Genomic DNA, 21007 nt, shown 5'->3' with positions numbered 1-21007 from the left:
ATCAGACCTCCATTTTAATAAGAGCTTCTTCTAGCACCGATAAAAATCGTTCTTTACTATAATTTTTACAGTAGTAGTCATATGAATTTATTGCCATTTGATCCTTTTCACTACTTCCACAAAACTGCAATATTATATTTGCCAACTCTTTATAATTTTCTGCCTCACAACATAATCCACATTGTGCTTTTTTAATTATTTGGTTTGTTTCACCATTAATTGCCCCTATTATTGGTTTCCCTGAGGCCATATATGACTGGACTTTACCAGGTATTGTAGACGAAATAGTTTTATCACCTTTTAATGTAATTAACATCGCATCTGCCATACCGTAATATTTTGGCATATCAATTAGCTGTTTTCTTCCATAGAAAATAATATTGTGAAGTCCTAAACTTTTACTAAGAAGCTTACATTCTTCTAATTTGGAACCATCTCCAACTATGTGAATAGTAATGTTAGTATGACTACGTAATTCATTTGCGGCCTTTACTATCGTATGAACACTTTGCATTTCCCCTATATTTCCAGCAAATACAAAATTAAGTTCGTTATATCTATCTACTTCTACTTTCTCTGTAAATAATTCTTCAGCATATTGCGGTAGATAAAGAATAGATTCAGTATTTAAACCTATCGTTTCTCTAAGATAGTTTATAAACATACTTGAACTAACGGCTACATAGTCTGCAGAATTATAAATCCACTTTGAAATATAAAAAAATACCTTATAAATTATTGAACCTTCTTTTATACCACCAGCAGTTAAACTGGCTGGCCAAATATCAAGGCAATAAAGTAACATCTTTTTCTTATGTTTCTTTTTATAAACCATTCCCGGAACGCCCATAATTATTGGCGAAAGTTGATTTACCAAGACCGTATCAAACTTTTCCTTCATAAAGAGGGCCTTAAATGAAGCAGAAAGTGCAAAACTAAAATAATTTAAGAAAAGGGTTAACTTATTACTTCCTCGCCCAATTTCAAAACTTCTTATTATTTTTACACCATTTATAACTTCTTCTCTTTTTTTCCCATAACGGTAATCATTAAGTACTTTTCCCTCTGGATAATTTGGGAGTCCTGTTAGTACTGTCACATTATGACCTTTTTCTACTAGTGATTCGCAAATATCTGAAATACGAAAAGGCTCAGGATAGTAATACTGGCAGATAACAAGTATTTTCATATTGAAATTAACCTCCGACTTAAGCGCAACTGTAGTTTAATTATTCTTCTAACTGCCTTTAGATTTAATAGCTCCTGTGCCTCCTTCAACAACTCCATCTGTTGTAAATATTCTGATGATAGTACCAAAGAAACACTTAATATCCATCCATAATCCTATTTTTATTACGTATTCTCCATCTAGCTTTGCCTTATCTTCAATTGTCAGCTCATCTCTACCATTAATTTGAGCCCACCCTGTTAACCCTGGTGGCACTCCATTAGCACCGTATTTATCACGTTCAACAATTAAATCATACTGATTCCATAATGCAGGTCTAGGTCCGATGAAACTAATATGTCCCATAAGAATATTCCAAATTTGAGGTAATTCATCTAAACTGGTTTTTCTTAAGATCTTGCCTATTTTAGTTAGATATTGTTCAGGGTCTTCTAATAAGTGGGTTGCTGTATCCTTAGGCGTATCGATTCTCATCGTTCGGAACTTTAAAATAGTAAAATGGCTTTTATGAATACCTACTCTTTTTTGTTTAAACAGTACCGGACCTTTCGAATCTAGTTTGATCATAGAAATCAATAGTAAAAATAAAGGTGATAGTAAAATTAATGCAGTGAAAGAGAGTATGATATCGATCAATCTTTTTACAATCATATACAAGGGGGTTACAACTCCTTGATTTTCATTTATTAAATAGCTAGCTACTAGGAAATTTATTATTAGTTAACCCACAGTTTTTTCCTTTTCTAAAGTCCATTTACCGTTAGCGATATCAACTAGTTTTATTTTTAATTGCTCTAGATCACATTCTTCTAATTCAATCAGCACAGCAGATAATAAATATTCATCCATACAATTCGCTTTACCTACGTGGATTTTAGGATAAATATGTTCTTCCTGTATTTCTGCTGCATTTAACAGTTCCTCAAACATTTTTTCACCGGGACGGATACCAGAGAATTCAATACCAATCTCTTCTTCTGTATAACCCGATAAGCGAATTAGATTTTTTGCTAGGTTAGCAATTTTCATTGGTTCACCCATATCGAGTACAAATACTTCCCCACCTTGCGCAAGTGCCCCAGCCTGTAGCACCAATCGAGATGCTTCAGGGATAGTCATAAAATAGCGAGTCATTTCTGGGTGTGTGACAGTGACAGGTCCACCTGCTGCAATTTGCGCTTTAAATCTAGGTATTACACTTCCTCTTGACCCTAGTACATTGCCAAAACGAACCGCAGCAAAGTTTGTATGACTATTTTTAGCTAAATTTTGAATCACCATTTCAGCAATACGTTTCGTTGCCCCCATTACATTTGTTGGGTTAACCGCTTTATCAGTTGAAATCATGACAAAGTTTGAGACATCAAATGTATGTGCAGCCTCTGCTACATTTTTTGTCCCAAAAATATTATTTTTCACTGCCTCACGTGAATTATATTCCATCAATGGAACATGCTTATGAGCTGCGGCATGATATATTACATCAGGTTGAAATTTACTGACCACTTCAAAAATCCGTTCTCTATCCTGTACATCTGCAATAATTGGAACGAAGTCTATGTTTTTATATTCATTTTTTTCAGATAATTCTAAGTGGATATTATAAATTGAGTTTTCGCCATGGCCTAGTAGTATTATTTGAGTTGGTTGGAATTGTGCTACTTGTCGACAGATTTCTGAACCGATCGATCCACCAGCACCTGTTACGAGGATAACTTTGTTTGTTATATTATTTGAAGGAGACAAAAAATTCAGTTTTATTTCTTCGCGTCCAAGAAGGTCTTCGATTTTAATTTCGCGCATATCATTCACGGAAATTTTTCCAGACATAAAGTCCTCCATTTTCGGCATTATTTTAATTGTTACTTTTGTTTCTAAACAATGTGCATAAATATCTTGAATTTTCCTTTTACTAAGAGACGGAATTGCCAAAAAAATCTCTTCAATTCCTTTTTCCTGTACAATTCGTGGAATATCTTTCGTTGTTCCATACACTTTAACACCCATTAATTTCAAGTTTTTTTTATTTAGATTATCATCTATAAAGCCCACTACTTCATATTCGGATTGATTTCTCTTTATACCACGTAGAAGCATTGTACCCGCTTCACCAGCTCCTATTATTAAAACCCGTTTTAAATTTCCATTAGGTTTAAAAGAAGATACATCATGTAATATTCTAAGGAAGAAACGTGAGCCCCCAATTAATACAATATGTAATAGCCATGTAATAACCATTACACGAAAATAAACGTCCCCCTTAATTATAAATTGCATGACACTTGCCGTGAAAACAGAAATAGTTACAGCATAACCTATTGCCAATAATTCTCTTACGGAGGCTAAACTCCAGATTCGATTATATAATTGAAAGAAATAGGCCATTATATGATGACTAATTAGCAAAGTAATAGAACTTATAACGATTAATGAATCATAAGCATTCCATGTGGGATGTAATAAAAAATAGCTGATAAAAATGGCTGATAAAACAATGATTGAATCTAATATAGAAAACAAAGTATATCTAGCGGTATAATTCACCGTTTACCCCCTAAAAATAATAATTCAAAGTATTATAATACGTAATTTTAATTATATGATTATATATCAAAGCTCTATTCCAATTATTGAAGTTTTTTTATTGTAAAATTTTAAGGACTTTTCTCAAAAGATAAGATTCAAATGTGTTCAAAATTTAATACTTTGTAATTATAATCTTGTTTAAATCCCCATGTATCCCTGCACATAGTAACAATATCTCGTTTTGCTATCCAACCTAGTTCTCGTTTAGCTTTATTTACGTCAGCATAACAGGTGGCAATATCCCCTGGTCTACGATCGACGATTTTATAGGGTATTGTAACTCCATTTACAGCTTCAAAAACTTTTACTAATTGCAAAACACTTGTTCCTTGACCCGTGCCTAGATTATAAATATGGACTCCCTCTGTAACATTAGTTAAGGCTGCAACATGCCCCTCTGCCAAATCCATCACATGAATATAGTCACGTACACCCGTTCCATCAATCGTTGGATAATCTTTACCAAACACGCTTAAATATTCTCGTTTTCCTCTAGCTACTTCTGTTACATAGGGCATTAAATTATTTGGGCTACCATTTGGCGCTTCACCAATCAATCCACTTTCATGTGCACCCACAGGATTAAAATAACGAAGTAATGAAACTGAAAATGACGGATTTGCTTTAGCAATATCTCTTAAAATTCGCTCACACATTGCCTTTGTCTCACCATAGGGATTCGTAGTAGGTAATAATTCCATAGTCTCAACAAATGGCACCTGGTTTTCTCCGTACACGGTAGCGGAGGAACTAAATACAAATCGATTTATTCCAAACTTCAAACAAGCATTCGCCAACACAAGAGTACTGACAAGATTATTTTCATAATATAAAGCAGGTTTCTCTACTGATTCACCGACAGCTTTAAATCCAGCAAAATGGATTACTCCATCAATACTATTATTTTTAAAAATGTTCTCAACTGCTTGTACATCACAAACATTAATCTCATAAAAAGGAATATCTTTATTTGTTATACTTTGGATATTCTTAATAAAGTCTCTTTTACTGTTGCTAAGATTATCTGCTACAACCACTGAATGTCCTGCTTCAATTAATGCTAAACATGTATGTGTGCCGATATATCCTGCACCGCCAGTTACTAAAATATTCGTAGGTGTTCCCCCTCTGCTACTCCTTAGATATTAGTGGCTATTGTTAATATATAGAAAAATAATGAATCAATAGCCTCAAATATTTGATTCTAAGAACTAGCATATTCACCAAAAAACAATACTATACATATACGCCAAAAAAAGAGAGTAGAATCTCGTAATCGACAAAATTCTATCCTCGTTCATATATTACATTTCCATATTTACTCCAACATCTTTACTAATGTTTGAAAAATCGACTTTTGATTCCATAAAGTATTTTGCAAAAAACTCTTTCTGTAAACGTTGAATGATGGTGCTTTTTTATGAGTATTGTTCGTATAACCTAAAAAATTTATAGTTTAGGTAAAATAAAAAAACCCCTTATCCCCCAATTACAAGGCAATAAGAGATTTTTAAATTTTACAGGGGCTTTTTACTAGGTAGTTTTTTAGAACGAGCGGTTCTATTTTTTATTAGCGAAGCGATTATTGTTGCTATAAAAATTCCGGTAGCAGCACCCGTACTATCGATCAGTACGTCTTTTACTTGAGCACCCCTACCCGTGACAAAAAATTGATGAGTTTCATCAGAAACAGCGTAAGCCATACAAAAGAAGAGAGCGAGCCTTGCGCTGCGGTATCTATTAACACCACTTTTCTTTAATGCGATTAGTACAAAAATGCCAAGGAAAAAATAAATAAAAAAGTGGGCACTTTTCCTAACTATGTGATTAATGGTATCGATAGGTACACTACCTTGGATAGGTGCAACCATTTCTACAGTCACAATAATACGTTCTGTTATACCTGTGCTTAGGTCATTCGAAATAATTACTGGCTGTTGAGAAAAATAAAAGATAAGTATCATCAATAAAATGACACTTATCCAAGAAAGTGATTTTACCATTTCAGACTGTTTCCACCTCATTCACCGAAAGCCGCATATAACACGACCTACTAAAGAATTAAAATAAAGTCTCATTGCAACTCTCGATTTATACTGTTCAATGTAGCTTTAATTTATTCCTTAATCTCCATATGTTGTTTTAGATTTTCTTGAATATCATGTAATTCACTTTCATTTGGCATATAGTAATAAATTCCATTCATCATCGTGCCTGTACCATTATTCAGATAAAGTTGCTCTATCGTTTTAAAACTATTACCGTAGTTTTTCCGTATACTAAGAAGATCATCAAAGGAAACATTCATTTCAACATTCTCTTCTAGTGTTTTGAAAATTGATTTATAATTCCATAGGGTATTAAGCGACAAACTCTCTTTTAAAACTCCCTGAATAACTTGTTTTTGTCGATTTTGTCGACCAAAATCACCTGCTGGATCTTCGTAACGCATTCGCACATATTTTAGAGCCTCTTCTCCATCTAATGACAGTTCACCAATTGAAAAATGCTCCCCATCAAAGTTAAAATCTAATGTATTATCAACTGTAATGCCACCTACGATTTCAATAATATCGACAAAGCTCTCCATATTGACTTGCGAAACATAATCAATCGGAATCTCTAATAAATTTTCAACGGTTTTCATCGACATTTCTACTCCGCCAAATGCATAGGCATGATTAATCTTGTCTTTATAGCCTTTACCCACCATTTCCGTATACGTATCTCTTGGTATACTAAGCATTTTCGTCGTTTGAAGTGAAGGATTTACCGTCAATACAATCATTGTGTCGGAGCGTCCGGTATCATCCTCTCGTTCATCTACACCTAAAATAAGAGCAGAGAATGGCTCTTTTTTTGATGTAATGTCGACGGGTTCGGATCGAATAGCTGGTATTGGTATTTCATCATTAATAGGGGAATAGATTTCATCTGCTGTACTCTTTATATCACCATATACATTTATCAAGAAGGCTACGCTTGCAATACATAAAACAAGGGCAATGCCGACTACCCACTTCCATATTTTTTTCATTAATAGTTCTCCTTTTAGTTCTAGTCAACTTCGAAATTTGCTACTTGTGCTAGTAATTGCTAACTAAAAATTTTCCACCACTTCGCCGTATCCATTTCTTCTGGTTCTTTTATAAGAAATGGTTTGTTTTGAATAATTCTCTCATTATTTTCAAGGAGGATATCTACTGTATCTAATTCTTTTTTCTTCTCCAAATAACATAGACCTTCATCAAAAAGAAATGGTCGCGTGAGTAAATTATGCGCATCGGAACCATAGACATGCACTAAATTGGCCTTCACTAAATCAAGGGACAGCTTTTGCACAGCACGACCAAAATGACCGATTAAACTGCCTGCTGTTATTTGTGAAAGTGCCCCTTGGCGGATAAGCTCCACTAGACGATCTGGTTTCTCAGCAATTGCTTTATTGCGTTCAGGATGTGCAATTATTGGCGTAATCCCTTCCATCAATAGCGCATGAATGATATGTTTTGTATAATTCGGTACGGTGTAGGCTGGTAATTCTAATAGAAGATATTGTGAGTTTGCCAATGTGTGAATTTGTTTTGTTTGATAGAGTGGAATGATTTTTTCGGATAACCGTACTTCATGACCGGTATATAGAGTGAGAGGGATATTATTGTTTATGAGTTCGTTTTGTAAAATACCTACTTGATTTGTAACTACATTATATTCCACATCATATAGGGGATGATTGCTATGTGATGTGGAAATAATTGTCGTGATTCCTTCCTTTACCGCCTGTTCAATCAGTTTCATCGTTTCTGCCTTTGAAGTAGGTCCATCATCTTCATTCCATAATATATGACAATGCATATCAACCATAATTTCCACCTCTATTATTAATTATTCAAATTGAACCATTATCTATTTATATTTAATAGTATTACCTATAATTCCACATTTTATAAAAAATACCTTTTACATATTTATTATGTTAGTTATTTTAAAGTTTCTTTGTAAAGGTGGACGCTTTTCTACTCTCTATTAACCAAGGTATACATGATTCAATAACATCTTTGCTTTTACTAAAAGTAAAAAACACCTATCTGCTGAATTGAAAGGGATTGCCCATTCTATTCAACGATAGGTGTTTCATTTTGTTTACTATTTTAATTTTTATTATGCTTTAAATGGATTATCTTCATTAATATACACGCGTTCATGACGTAATGCTTTTCCCGTTTTGTCATCTAATTCGACAAAGAAGCCACTTAATACTTCACGACCCTTTTTCGGTACTTCATAACGTGCTGGCATATTTGTTTGGAATTTGTAAAGTACATTTTCTTTCCCCATGCCAAGGATTTCATCGTAAGGACCCGTCATACCTACATCTGTAATATAGGCTGTTCCACCTGGGTAAATGCGGTTGTCCGCTGTTTGTACATGTGTATGTGTACCTACAACAACTGATGCCTTACCATCTAGGTGCCAACCTAAAGCGATTTTTTCAGAAGTTGCTTCTGCGTGGAAATCGACAAATACTAAAGGAGACGTTTTGCGCGCTTCTGCTACCATTTCTTCAGCCATTTTAAATGGATCTTCATGTGGGGGTAAGAAGACACGACCGTGCAAGTTAATCACCGTTAAAGTCGTACCATTTTTCGAAATTTGCACCATGCCTTTACCTGGTGCATCCTCTGAGAAGTTTGCTGGACGGATTAAATATTCCGCATCATCGATAAATTCAAAAATATCTTTGTTGTCCCACGTATGGTTACCCATTGTAATGACATCAACACCCATTTGTAATAGGTCATTATAAATGCTATGTGTAATACCACGACCTGCCGCAGCATTTTCACCATTTGCAATGACAACATCGATTGCATATTTTTTCTTTAAACGCGGTAAGTACTTCTCTACTGCGTCACGGCCAATCGAACCAACGATATCACCGATAAATAAAACCTTCATTTAAATAACCACACTTTCTATCTACTACACTCCATTTTAGCACTGTACAATAGTTTGATGCAAACGACACTTCGTTATACAAAGAGAAAAACCCTAAAAGTACGAATACTTTTAGGATTTAGTAATACTGTTATTTTGCGTATTCAACTGCTCGAGTTTCACGAATAACCGTTACTTTAATATGACCTGGATAATCAAGTTCTTCTTCAATTCGCTTACGAATATCTCGCGCTAATCGATGTGAAGTAAGATCATCAATCTTCTCAGGCTGAACAATAATACGGACTTCACGACCTGCTTGAATTGCAAATGATTTTTCGACGCCGTCATAACTTTCAGAAATTTCTTCGAGTTTTTCTAGGCGACGAATGTAGTTTTCAAGTGTTTCGCTACGAGCACCTGGACGCGCTGCTGATAATGCATCGGCTGCTGCAACAAGTACTGCGATAACTGAAGTGGCTTCTGTATCACCATGGTGAGAGGCAATTGAGTTAATAACAACTGGGTGTTCTTTATACTTCGTTGCTAATTCTACACCAATTTCCACGTGGCTTCCTTCTACTTCATGGTCAATTGCTTTACCGATATCATGCAGTAAACCTGCACGACGCGCTAATGTCACGTCTTCGCCAAGCTCTGCAGCAAGTAATCCCGCTAAATGCGCAACTTCTACTGAGTGCTTTAATACGTTTTGACCATAACTTGTACGATACTTCATACGACCTAGAATTTTCATTAAATCTGGATGTAAATTATGAATACCTACATCAAATGAAGTTTGCTCACCTGTTTCGCGGATTTGTTCATCCACTTCACGGCGAGATTTTTCAACCATTTCTTCAATACGCGCTGGGTGAATACGACCATCTTGTACTAATTTTTCTAATGCTAGACGAGCTGTTTCACGACGAATTGGATCGAAGCCAGATAAAATAACTGCTTCAGGTGTATCATCAATAATTAAATCGATACCCGTAAGCGTTTCCAATGTTCGAATGTTTCGACCTTCACGTCCAATGATACGACCTTTCATCTCATCATTTGGTAAGTTTACAACGGACACTGTTGTTTCTGCAACATGGTCTGCTGCAAAGCGTTGTAATGCAAGTGATAAAATCTCACGAGCCTTTTTGTCTGACTCTTCTTTCGCACGTGTTTCTGCTTCTTTTGTCATTACTGAGATATCTGTTGTCAGTTCATTTTCAACTTCCTTCAGAATAACCTCTTTCGCTTCTTCACGAGTCAGTCCTGCAACACGTTCAAGCTCTGTTTTTTGACTTGCAACAAGTTCTTCCACTTTGCTTTCCATCTGTTCAATATGCTGTTGTCTGCTTGATAGAGCTTCTTCCTTACGCTCTAAGCCTGTCTCTCTTTTATTCAGAGTTTCATCTTTGCGGTCAAGATTTTCTTCTCTTTGCAATAAACGGTTCTCTTGTTTCTGAAGCTCTCCACGACGTTCACGAATGTCATTTTCTGCTTCAGTACGAAATTTGTGAGTTTCATCCTTCGCTTCAAGTAGTGCTTCTTTTTTCAGAGCATCTGCTTCACGCTTCGCTTCATCAACGATTTGCGATGCAACATGCTTTGCACCAGTTACTTTTGATTCATTCACTTGTTTCATGTAAAAATAGATAACAGCGACACCGACAGCAAATCCAAACAAAGCAGGGAGTACTGATTCCATCATAGATTTCTCCTCCTATGCCGATATGTCTGATGTTCTTGTTTGTAGTCGGCTGAGTATGTTCATAGAGAAAAACATACTGCCTATTTCATTTCAAAATTTAGAAATTATACATTTTAATTGTATAGTTCCAATTTGGGTATGTCAAGAATAGCCATTTGCCCATACCTTATTATATCTTAATACTTGATTCATACATATCATTCTTATTTTCCTTTAAGCTCTTATTTCAATAAATGATGAAATGCATTATCCCAATCATTATATAATTTTACAGTAATTATTGTAAATGTCATTTTAACTTTTCGTTCGGCTTAATAATTATAATAGATTGTTTTAATTTCAAAAAAACCCAAATGGATTACTCCACTTGGGTCGTTGAAGATTATTCTTTCTCTTCGAATAACTCTACTTCTTCTTCTTCTTCTGCTTGATTGTCATGGGCACCGATTGTGTAACCAATCTCACCAATACCGAAATGTTCACGAATTTTTTCAGAAACTTCGTCGCGAGTAGCTGGATTTTCTTTTAAATATTGTTTTACATTTTCACGACCTTGTCCAATACGATCGTTATTGTACGAATACCAAGATCCGCTTTTTTGAATAATGTCTAATTCAGCACCAATATCAACGATTTCGCCTTCTTTAGAAATCCCTTCACCATACATAATATCAACTTCTGCTGTACGGAATGGTGGTGCCACTTTATTTTTTACAACTTTAATTTTCGTTTTGTTACCAACGATTTCTGTACCTTGCTTAATTGCTTCACCACGACGTACTTCTAAACGGATTGATGAATAGAATTTTAACGCACGTCCACCTGTAGTTGTTTCTGGGTTACCGAACATAACACCAATTTTTTCACGAATTTGGTTGATGAAGATGGCAAGTGTATTAGATTTATTAATAACACCTGATAATTTACGTAATGCTTGAGACATTAAACGCGCTTGTAGACCCATGTGAGAGTCACCCATTTCGCCCTCAATCTCTGCTTTTGGTACTAATGCTGCTACTGAGTCAATAACGATAATATCAACCGCACCAGAGCGTACTAATGCTTCAGCGATTTCAAGTGCTTGTTCACCTGTATCTGGTTGAGCTAATAATAATTCATCAATGTTTACACCTAATTTTTGTGCATATAAAGGATCTAACGCATGCTCAGCATCGATAAACGCTGCTGTACCACCGTTTTTTTGAATTTCTGCAATGGCATGTAACGTTACAGTTGTTTTACCAGAAGATTCTGGTCCATATACTTCCACAATACGTCCACGTGGGTAACCGCCAACTCCTAATGCTGCATCAATTGCAATTGATCCTGATGAAGATGTTTCCATTTTACGATTTGAATTTTCACCTAACTTCATAACCGAACCTTTACCAAATTGTTTTTCAATTTGTTTTAACGCCATATCTAATGCTGCTTTACGATCGCTCAAGCTATTTCCTCCTTAAGAAAAAACTTTATTGTTTTATGTCTCTATTATACTTGCTAATGAGATAACATTCAAGAAAAAAGCGAACATATTTTCGGTTTTTCTTTAAAAGATTTTAATTCGCCCATTTTTCAAGCTAGAAATATCCATTTCATGTACTTTTTAAATTGAATTTATCCTTTTATATCCTTGCTTTACAAGTTCACGCATTAAGAAGCTATACGTAAATTTCACAGCACGTAAGCGGTTTGTATTGCGCGAACCAGATAGCTGAAGTTTGTACGTAATCGGCGCTTGTTCATCAATACAAATTGCTACCCAAATTGTCCCCGCAGGTTGACCAGCATGACTGGCTGGTCCTGCTGCTCCAGTTAAGCCAACCCCAATATTCGTTTTAAATTTTTCACGTACTTTTAAGGCCATTTCTGCTGCACATTCACTACTCACGACACTATAGGTCTCGATAAGTTGTTCTGAAATTCCAAGTTGTTCTATTTTTGCTTGTTCAGTATAGGTTACAACACCGCCAATAAGCGCACCGCTCACCCCTGAAATTTCCGCAAGTTCAGATTGAAACAAACCAGCCGTTAAACTTTCTGCTGCTGCAATCGTTAAATCGTTCTCAAGTAACATTTCCACCAATTTAGAGGCAAGGGAATCATCGTTTACACCATAATGATATTCCCCAACAATATCTAAGATTTCTTTTGCTTTTATGTTGATTAAGTGCATTGCTTGCTCTTCATTTGCTGCTTTAGCCGTAATACGTAATGTCACTTCACCATCTGAAGCAAGTGGTGCAACTGTCGGATTTGTTTGTTCTTCCAAAATGCGCTGTATACGCACTTCTAATTCAGCTTCCCCAATACCATAAAAACGTAATACATGCGATAAAATTACACCACCATCTTGTAAAACAGCAGCTAATTTTGTTTTTGTTTCGAATTGGAACATCGGCTCAAGCTCTTTAGGAGGACCTGGTAATAAGATATATATCCGTTCATTCTGTTTTAAAAACATCCCAGGCGCCATCCCGTGATGATTTGCTAAAACGTCACAGCCCTCTAATACAAGTGCCTGCTTTCGATTATTATCCGTCATCAGTCGATTTTGTTTTGCAAAGAATTGCTCGATATAGTGTAATGCAGTGTCGTCGCTGACAAGCTCTTTACCTAAATGTTTTGCAATCGTTTCTTTCGTTAAATCATCTTTCGTTGGTCCAAGTCCGCCTGAAAAAATTATTAAATCCGCGCGTTTCTCGGCAATTTCAATTGCATCTAACAATCTCAATTGATTATCTCCTACCACCGTATGAAAAAAAACATTAATCCCAAGTTCTGATAGTTGGTTTGAAATAAATTTTGCATTCGTGTTCGCTATTTGTCCTAATAATAACTCAGATCCTACCGCTATAATTTCTGCATTCATAATAATCCCCCAAAATTAAAAATAAAACTAGGTTAGAAAAACACAACTCGCGCCTTAATAGCGCGAGTTGATGTTATTTCTTATGTGGATTTCCTCGATATCTTATTGGTTTTTATCTACCAAGAAAACTCCTACCTAGTTTTACCATACTTTTATTATTTTGAATCAAGTAATACGCGACGATTTAAATAGAAATAATCCCAACCAGACCATAGTGTAAAGAATAATGCTATATATAGCATTATCGTATCGAAAGGAATACCGATTAATGTGAAAATCGTATTATGCAAAATCAACGCTGAAATCGCAACAATTTGAGCCCATGTTTTAATTTTCCCCAATTGGTTTGCTGCCACAACTTCTCCTTGCCCAGCTAAAATTAAACGTAAGCCTGTTACGGCAAACTCACGAGAAATAATAATAATGACAACCCATGCTGGCGCTAGTTCCATTTCAACTAGTAAAATAAACGCTGCTGAAACAAGTAATTTATCAGCAAGAGGGTCTAAAAATTTCCCAAAATTCGTAACTAAATTGTATTTACGTGCATAAAAGCCATCTACCCAATCTGTAGCTGATGCAAAAATGAAAATAAGCGCACCTACGAAATAGTTGACTTGCATTTCGGCGCCAAATAGCGTCATATTCCCCCAGCCAAAATCAAACATCATAATTACTACAAAAATAGGAATTAATAAGATGCGTGAGACTGTAATCTTATTTGGAATGTTCATTTGTTAACACCTTTCGTTTGGAAGAAGAAAGTCATCCCCTCAGATGACTACTCTGCTTGTTGTTCTTGAACTAATTTTAAAATAATATTTTGCGCAACTCGATCTTGCGTATATTGTAATTCTACATCATTTACGTATATTTTTGCCACTTTTGAGTTTCCTAAACGGATACGTGCATAACTATCTTCAGTTGAATCAAACTCAACAATTTGACCAGCGTTGTATACTTTAGCGGTTACTTGCTCATCACGTAATTCATTTCGAATACCAACCCATGTATCACCAGAAACTTCAACTCGTACTTTTAAAGCATCTGTACCTGTCACTTCGTACGTAGTATTTTCTCCATCTACTGTACCTGTACTGATTTCTTGCTCTATTACAGGCTCTGTTTGAACCGGCTCTGTTGGCTCTGTAGTTTCAGAATCTTGATCTTCACCGTCTTCTGTTACAGCTGGCTTATTAGTTTGGTCAGATTTTGGATTTTGTTCATATTCAATTGGTTTATTATCTTCTTCTGCGACATTCGAAACATTACCGATCTTTTGTAAGTATAATGTAGAAATAACGACAATAATAACAATTGCAAATAACCCTACGATTAGTTTTGGCATAGCCTCCATCAATTTATTGCTTGAAGATGACGCCATTTTACGACGACTTGGGCTTTTGGTAAAAGATTGTGCCACTTCTTCTTTTTGAACTTCAGGCACATCTTTACGATATTCTGTTAAAATTTCATCCGAATCCAATCCTACTGCCTCTGCATATTGCTTAATGAATGCACGAACATAAAAAGAGCCTGGCATGATTGAATAGTTTCCTTCTTCAATCCCCATTAAATAGCGCTTTTGAATTTTCGTGATTTCCTGTAAATCTTCTAAGCTATAACCTTTCGCTAATCTCGCTTCTTTTAGGCGAGTTCCTAATTCCGTCAAAAAAAACACCCACTTTTAATATATTCAATTATTTAGTTCAACTAGTAGATTAGTTGAAATACGTTATTTGTTAAAAATTAAATCCTCCAAAACCACCAAAGCCATCAGATGTAGACATCATATTATTTTTTTCAATAATTTCATACGTAATCTCTTCATCTGGATGATTTCTAAGTTCAATAATATAATCAAAATCTTCTATTTTATAAGGTGAATGCTGCACAAATATATCTGGATGTTCAATCACTTTAATCGTCGGCATTCCCATCATTTCTCGGACAAGTTGTTGATGACGTTCATCTGAAGATCTTCGAGTTACCGCACCATCCAAAATGAATATATTATTGCCACTAAATTCGTCTCCCATTAAAGAACTCCGCACAGTTTGCTTTATCATAGTCGATGAAATAAAAAGCCAGCGTTTGTTTGCACTTACACTTGCAGCAACAATCGATTCGGTTTTACCAACTCGAGGCATTCCCCGAATTCCAATTAATCTATGCCCTTCTTTTTTAAAAAGTTCAGCCATGAAATCAACTAAAATCCCCAACTCATCTCGAACAAAACGAAATGTATTTTTTTCATCTGCATCTTTTGGAATGTAATGACCATGACGAAGGGCTAAGCGATCTCGTAATTTTGGTTGACGAAATCTCGTAACATTAATATTTTCCATAGTAGAAACAATGGAAATAAATCGTTGGATGGATTCTTCATTGTCTGTCGATAAAAGCATTCCTCGTCGATCCTCGGCCACACCGTTGATAGAGACAATATTAACACGCAACATACCGAGTAATGAAGCAATATCCCCAAGTAATCCTGGTCGGTTCACTTGAATCTCGTATTCAAAATACCATTCGCCCATATTATCTGTCCCCTTATAATAGAAACGTATTTAATTCTTATATGTTCCATGATAGCTGATTTTACAAGCATTGAAAAGTTCGAATACCACGTTTTTTGCATATTTTCATCAAAATCTCCAGAAAAATTTTTATCCTGAAAAAATATTGGTGTTTTGACAATCAGTTATAACGAATTACTGGAAAATTCAACAATTACTTCATAAAAAAGATGTCGCTCACGCTATGCGTAAGTGACATCTTTTTGTGTTCACTCTAATTCGTCGTTTTATGTTGTACTAATTTCATCACACAACTTGCAATGGCTTGCTTTTCATCTTTTTCGGCAACTGACCATAAATCCGAAAGCACACGTTCTTGCTCATTTTGAGGATCAACATTTTTTGCTAAATATTCGCCAATGTGAACAGCTGCCTGTTCAATTACTTTTTTCGGCATGCCACTATCTTTAGCTTCGGATACTTGTTGTCCTAAAAAGCTCGTCCATTGCTCCCAATTTTGCAATACTCCCATATTACCCCTCCTCTCGCACAATTAGTATGTGCAAAAGAAGAAATTATATGTACCAACCGCCATTTACTCGAATTATTTGACCTGTTACATAATCTGCCTGACCACTGACGTAAAAAGCTGCCATATTGGCAATATCACGTGCCTCACCAAAAACTTGCAAAGGAATTTGACTTGCTAGCTCTTCACGCTCTTCTTCATTCAACTTGCTATTCATACTCGTATCAATAATACCAGGAGCAATTGCATTTACACGAATGCCATTATATGCCGCTTCTTGTGCATAGGCCTTTACAAAGCTATGTTGAGCACCTTTAACTGCTGAGTAAACGACTTCCCCTGCTGCACCAACCTCACCCCAAATAGAACCGATGACCAGTACGTAGCTTATCGGATTGCTACGTAATTTACGTGCCAATAATGCTGTAGCTCGCATTGGATTTTGAACGTGTACACACCACAGTTTATTCATTTCAATAGCTGAAGTGTCTTCTAATAATCCATAGTATGCATGGCCATTCGCGAAAATGATGGCTTGTAAGGAGAAAATTTGACTCTCTAATTTCTCCGCGCCATCCGCTTCACTAAAATCAGCCTGCACACTTAAAAATTCTTGTTCAGGATATTGTTCCGTAAACTGATTAACTAATTTGTGTACCGCTTCTTTCCCACTATTGTAGTGTAAATAGAGCGACCAACCATCGCGTGCTAATTGTTCACTTGTTGCTTGACCAATCGCACCCGAAGCCCCACAAACTAATGCAAACTTTTTCATTACGCTTTTCGCTCACTTATTGGCAAAATCGTAAATACGGTTTGTTGATCAATACCTTGAATAGTTTTAAACGCTTGAGTAATATCTTCTACTGTTATTGTTTCTAAAACAGGTACAGCATCGAATAAGTTCATATCGTTAAATTTGTAACGTGTGAATTGATTTGCAATAAACTCAATTGAATTTAACGCACGTAAGAAGAAACCAATTTTTTTACGTTTAATACGTTCAACATCTTCTGTCGTAAATACCTTTTCATTCTCTGCTTGAACAAGCTTTTCTTTAATAACTGACACAAGTTTTTCTGGTTGCTCGGTATCTGAACCAATCATTGCAAAGCCATAGCCTTTTTCTAATGAGAAATCATAACCGTACGATTCATCAATTAACCCGTTTTCATAAATGTCCGTATAAAACGCCGATGCACGACCAAATAAGCACTCAAGCGCAATTTGAACGGATAGTTCATGTTTTAACATAGCTTCTCCGCTTAATTCTGTTTCTTTTGCCTTTAAACCCACGTATACTTTTGGTTTTTGAACGTCCATATGAAGTACACGATCCGTTACATCAACTTTTGTCGGTTCTTCTTCGAATAGGCGCTCAATTGGCGCTGCTTCTGGAAATTCCTTTTTACCTTGATTGTCTTCAATAAAAGCCATCATTTCTACTGGGTCCACCGCGCCAATTACAAATAATAGCATGTTTGATGGGTGGTAGAATGTGTTGTAACACGTATATAAATGATCTGCTGTAATACCGTCAATTGACTCAATTGTACCTGCGATATCAATTTTCACTGGATGATTTTGATACATATTTTCAATCGTACCAAAATATAAACGCCAATCTGGTTGGTCATCATACATCGTAATTTCTTGTCCAATGATACCTTTTTCCTTATTGACCGTTTCTTCTGTAAAGTATGGCTCTTGTACGAAATTTAATAATGTTTCCGTACTTTTATAGATATGGTCTGTTGCAGAAAATAAATACGCTGTCCGTGTAAATGAAGTGAACGCATTCGCTTGTGCGCCAACCTCACTAAATTTTTGGAATACGTCGCCATCTTCTTTTTCAAACATTTTATGCTCTAAAAAGTGTGCAATACCATCCGGAACAGTTATCGGCTCTTTTTCACCAATTGGTACAAATGTACGGTCAATCGAACCATACTTTGTTGTAAACGTTACAAATGTTTTTGAAAATCCTTTTTTCGGTAAAATATATACATCTAAGCCGTTTTCAAGCTGTTTATAATATAAAGTTTCATCTAGTTGTTTAAATTCAATTGTTTTCACGCGATTCGTCCTCCTTACCGCATAAGAAATACGTCGCTTCTAGCTCGATAAGTTTCGCCATTTGCTGTACGTCTTCTTTTGTAACTTCTTGCCAACGTGTTGCCCATGTATCTAATGTAAATGGCTCTTCTAACGTTTTGTACTGGTCAAAAATTTCAATTTGACCACGTGAAGAATCTAATGCTTCTTTTAATTGGTTAATAAGCATTGCTTTTGTTTGTGCTAATTCTAAATCTGAAATTTCACCGTTTTGAATTGCTGTTAGTTGTTCCGCAATGAGTTCACGTGCCTTTTGTTCATTTGCTGGTTCGATTCCTGATACGACAAATAGTAAGCCATAGTATGATGAATATGAGCTTGATGCATAGTAAGCTAAGCTTTCTTTTTCACGTACATTCATAAATAATTTTGAATGAGCATAACCACCAAAAATACCATTGAAAATTTGCATTTTAGCGAAATCTGCGTCACCAAAACGTACGTGTGCATTGTAGCCGATATGCAGCTTACCTTGTTTCATTTCTTGTGTTTCTTTCGTATAAGGTGCAATTTCATTTGAAGCGTCCTTTGAAACATTCCATTCATGTTGTTTGCGATCTGTGAATGATAATGCCTCTTGTAATTGTGCAGTAATTTTTTCAGTATCTACATCACCGACCACATAAATATCAATTAAATCATTTGCTAACATGTTTTCATACGTTTTCGTTAATGATGCAGGTGTAATCGCTTTTACTGCTTCAATTGTCCCATTCGCTGAAATGGAAGCCGCATCATTTGGACGCATAATTTCCATTAAACGTTTTTGCGCATAGCGAGATTTATCGTCAAATATCGACTGAATTCGTTGGATGACCATCTCTTTCTCACGTTCTACAATAGCTTCTTTAAATACGCCATTTTCAAAATTAGGCTTAAAAATCGCTTGTTGTAAAAGTGAAATAACCTCATTTAATACATTACCATGGGACAAATACTGATCATTTACTGTTTCGACATTCAATAATACGGTATGTTCTTGTCCACGTTTTGTCGTATCAAAGTAAAGGACTGTGCCGAATAGGTCATCTAAATAACTACGGAAGGCAGCTGATGTTGGAAATTTTTCATTGCTGTGCTGTAAAACGTTTGTTAATACTGTACGCTCTGATGCAGCTTTTTCATTTAAAGGCGCTCTCCATTTAATTGAAAAGTTTACCGTTTTAAATTGAGCCGTTTGTCGTATATGAAGCGAAACACCTTTCGCTATTTGTGTCGTTAAAAACAAAAAAACTCCTCCTGACTACCTAATTAATTATGCCTCGGCATAATTACATGCGAATTTGGCTTTGTTTGCACAAAGAACTCCTTGCCTTATTCGTGACATCTGCCAAAGGCTTTAATTTCCTTCAATGTGTGCCCTGACACCATTGAAGGAAGTTAAATACTTATTCTTCTACTATACATGTGTTGACTTCATTTATGCAAAATTATTCCTTAACCATTGTCTCTTATCCCGTAATAACTAGCAGTTTCTCGCATTGAAAGTTTACTTTATGTAATTAGCGTTTCCCAATTATGAAAAAATATAAGTACGAAAAAACTGCCTACACAAATAGTTGCATTGTGTAGGCAGAATGTTATTATTTCTTATCGTTTCCCTTTAATATAAGGTTCGCCTGAAGCTTTTGGCGCTACTGCTTTACCGATAAAGCCTGCTAACGCTAAAATCGTTAAGACGTAAGGTAAAATTTGTAAAATTACAGATGGAATATTCTGAACGTACGGGATGGTTCCGCCAGCAATACCTAATGTTTGTGCTAATCCGAAGAATAACGCTGCCCCTAAAGTTCCAAGTGGGTGCCACTTACCAAAGATCATAGCTGCAATGGCGATGAAACCTTGCCCTGCAATTGTTGAAGCAGAGAAATCACCTGAAACCGTCATTGCCAGTGATGCACCACCGACACCAGCCAATGCTCCTGAAATCATAACGCCGATATAACGCATTTTGGCTACGTTAATTCCCATCGTATCTGCTGCCATTGGGTGTTCCCCAACTGCGCGTAAGCGTAAACCAAATGGTGTTTTAAATAAAACGAACCATGCAGCGAATGCGACTACTAATGCAATAATTGTTGTTGAATATACATTATGGAACAATAGCTTGCCGAAGAACGGAATATCTGCTAAATATGGAATTTCAAAACGACGAATTGGTGCTTGAATCATATCCGTTTGACCTTTTTGATAAATTAATTTGACTAAGAATACTGTAATTGCAGCAGCTAACATATTGACTGCTACTCCTGTAACTGTTTGGTCAGCACGGAATGTAACAGCTGCAACCGCAATGATTAGTGAGAAAATTGCACCAGCTACTAATGCTGCAAGTAAAGCTACCCAAATAACATTTGTACCAAATTGATCATAAAACTCTAAGTTCACATAAATCCCTGTGAATGCACCGACAACCATTAAACCTTCAACACCAAGACCAATTACCCCAGCACGCTCAGAAAATAATGCGCCAGTACCAGTTAAAATAAGCGGTGTTGCATAAAGTAGAGCAGAAGGGACGATAAAGTATAACACTTCTAAAAAGCTCATG

19 protein-coding genes are annotated in these 21007 nt (G+C 35.8%); all 19 read right to left on the bottom strand.

Translation table 11 applies throughout. The annotated features are described in order from the left end of the window. Nucleotide 1: 1 nt before the first annotated feature. Nucleotides 2–1189, bottom strand: a complete 1188-nt coding sequence (locus tag DCE79_RS04800) for a glycosyltransferase family 4 protein (RefSeq protein ID WP_108711980.1) — start codon at nucleotides 1187–1189, stop codon at nucleotides 2–4. 48 nt (nucleotides 1190–1237) lie between these two features. Then, on the bottom strand, nucleotides 1238–1846 hold the full coding sequence (locus DCE79_RS04795; RefSeq protein ID WP_108711979.1) for a sugar transferase: 609 nt from the start codon (nucleotides 1844–1846) through the stop codon (nucleotides 1238–1240). A gap of 63 nt (nucleotides 1847–1909) precedes the next feature. Further along, a complete protein-coding gene (locus DCE79_RS04790; protein WP_108711978.1) occupies nucleotides 1910–3733 on the bottom strand; it encodes a polysaccharide biosynthesis protein in 1824 nt (607 codons plus the stop codon). Between the two features lie 137 nt (nucleotides 3734–3870). After that, nucleotides 3871–4830 (bottom strand): UDP-glucose 4-epimerase GalE, encoded by a 960-nt coding sequence (gene galE / locus DCE79_RS04785; protein ID WP_234417388.1) that lies wholly within the window; start codon nucleotides 4828–4830, stop codon nucleotides 3871–3873. Nucleotides 4831–5292: 462 nt separating this feature from the next. Then, entirely contained in the window at nucleotides 5293–5778 is a 486-nt protein-coding gene (locus DCE79_RS04780; RefSeq protein WP_108711976.1) for a VanZ family protein, read from the bottom strand. Nucleotides 5779–5891: 113 nt separating this feature from the next. Then, entirely contained in the window at nucleotides 5892–6812 is a 921-nt protein-coding gene (locus tag DCE79_RS04775; protein ID WP_108711975.1) for an LCP family glycopolymer transferase, read from the bottom strand. Between the two features lie 59 nt (nucleotides 6813–6871). Continuing rightward, entirely contained in the window at nucleotides 6872–7639 is a 768-nt protein-coding gene (locus DCE79_RS04770; protein WP_108711974.1) for a tyrosine-protein phosphatase, read from the bottom strand. 297 nt (nucleotides 7640–7936) lie between these two features. Next, nucleotides 7937–8734, bottom strand: coding sequence for a TIGR00282 family metallophosphoesterase (locus DCE79_RS04765; RefSeq protein ID WP_108711973.1), 798 nt, complete (start codon nucleotides 8732–8734; stop codon nucleotides 7937–7939). Between the two features lie 130 nt (nucleotides 8735–8864). Further along, on the bottom strand, nucleotides 8865–10418 hold the full coding sequence (gene rny, locus DCE79_RS04760) for a ribonuclease Y (RefSeq protein WP_108714424.1): 1554 nt from the start codon (nucleotides 10416–10418) through the stop codon (nucleotides 8865–8867). A gap of 385 nt (nucleotides 10419–10803) precedes the next feature. Then, nucleotides 10804–11868 (bottom strand): recombinase RecA, encoded by a 1065-nt coding sequence (gene recA / locus DCE79_RS04755; RefSeq protein WP_108711972.1) that lies wholly within the window; start codon nucleotides 11866–11868, stop codon nucleotides 10804–10806. A 159-nt stretch (nucleotides 11869–12027) separates the two neighbouring features. Beyond that, nucleotides 12028–13293, bottom strand: coding sequence for a competence/damage-inducible protein A (locus DCE79_RS04750; RefSeq protein WP_108711971.1), 1266 nt, complete (start codon nucleotides 13291–13293; stop codon nucleotides 12028–12030). A 155-nt stretch (nucleotides 13294–13448) separates the two neighbouring features. Then, the gene (pgsA, locus tag DCE79_RS04745; RefSeq protein WP_108711970.1) at nucleotides 13449–14027 is read right to left on the bottom strand and encodes a CDP-diacylglycerol--glycerol-3-phosphate 3-phosphatidyltransferase; all 579 of its coding nucleotides are present in this window, start codon (nucleotides 14025–14027) and stop codon (nucleotides 13449–13451) included. 47 nt (nucleotides 14028–14074) lie between these two features. Beyond that, a complete protein-coding gene (locus DCE79_RS04740) occupies nucleotides 14075–14974 on the bottom strand; it encodes a helix-turn-helix domain-containing protein (protein ID WP_234417334.1) in 900 nt (299 codons plus the stop codon). Between the two features lie 61 nt (nucleotides 14975–15035). Continuing rightward, nucleotides 15036–15833: a DUF3388 domain-containing protein gene (locus DCE79_RS04735; RefSeq protein WP_108711968.1), complete on the bottom strand. Its 798-nt coding sequence runs from the start codon at nucleotides 15831–15833 to the stop codon at nucleotides 15036–15038. 253 nt (nucleotides 15834–16086) lie between these two features. After that, nucleotides 16087–16344 carry a DUF3243 domain-containing protein gene (locus DCE79_RS04730; RefSeq protein ID WP_108711967.1) on the bottom strand — a complete coding sequence of 86 codons (258 nt, stop codon included), beginning with the start codon at nucleotides 16342–16344 and terminating at the stop codon, nucleotides 16087–16089. A 43-nt stretch (nucleotides 16345–16387) separates the two neighbouring features. Then, a complete protein-coding gene (ymfI, locus tag DCE79_RS04725; protein WP_108711966.1) occupies nucleotides 16388–17116 on the bottom strand; it encodes an elongation factor P 5-aminopentanone reductase in 729 nt (242 codons plus the stop codon). Further along, nucleotides 17116–18417, bottom strand: coding sequence for an EF-P 5-aminopentanol modification-associated protein YfmH (yfmH, locus tag DCE79_RS04720; protein WP_108711965.1), 1302 nt, complete (start codon nucleotides 18415–18417; stop codon nucleotides 17116–17118). Before yfmH ends, ymfI begins: the two co-directional genes overlap by 1 nt. After that, nucleotides 18404–19684 (bottom strand): EF-P 5-aminopentanol modification-associated protein YfmF, encoded by a 1281-nt coding sequence (gene yfmF, locus DCE79_RS04715; RefSeq protein ID WP_108711964.1) that lies wholly within the window; start codon nucleotides 19682–19684, stop codon nucleotides 18404–18406. The genes yfmH and yfmF overlap by 14 nt, the downstream gene beginning before the upstream one ends. Before the next feature lie 362 nt (nucleotides 19685–20046). Continuing rightward, the gene (locus DCE79_RS04710) at nucleotides 20047–21006 is read right to left on the bottom strand and encodes an ABC transporter permease (RefSeq protein ID WP_108711963.1); all 960 of its coding nucleotides are present in this window, start codon (nucleotides 21004–21006) and stop codon (nucleotides 20047–20049) included. Nucleotide 21007: the final 1 nt, after the last annotated feature.

Source organism: Lysinibacillus sp. 2017 (genome assembly GCF_003073375.1).
Classification (GTDB): domain Bacteria; phylum Bacillota; class Bacilli; order Bacillales_A; family Planococcaceae; genus Solibacillus.
This window is presented reverse-complemented; position numbering and strand designations above follow the sequence as displayed.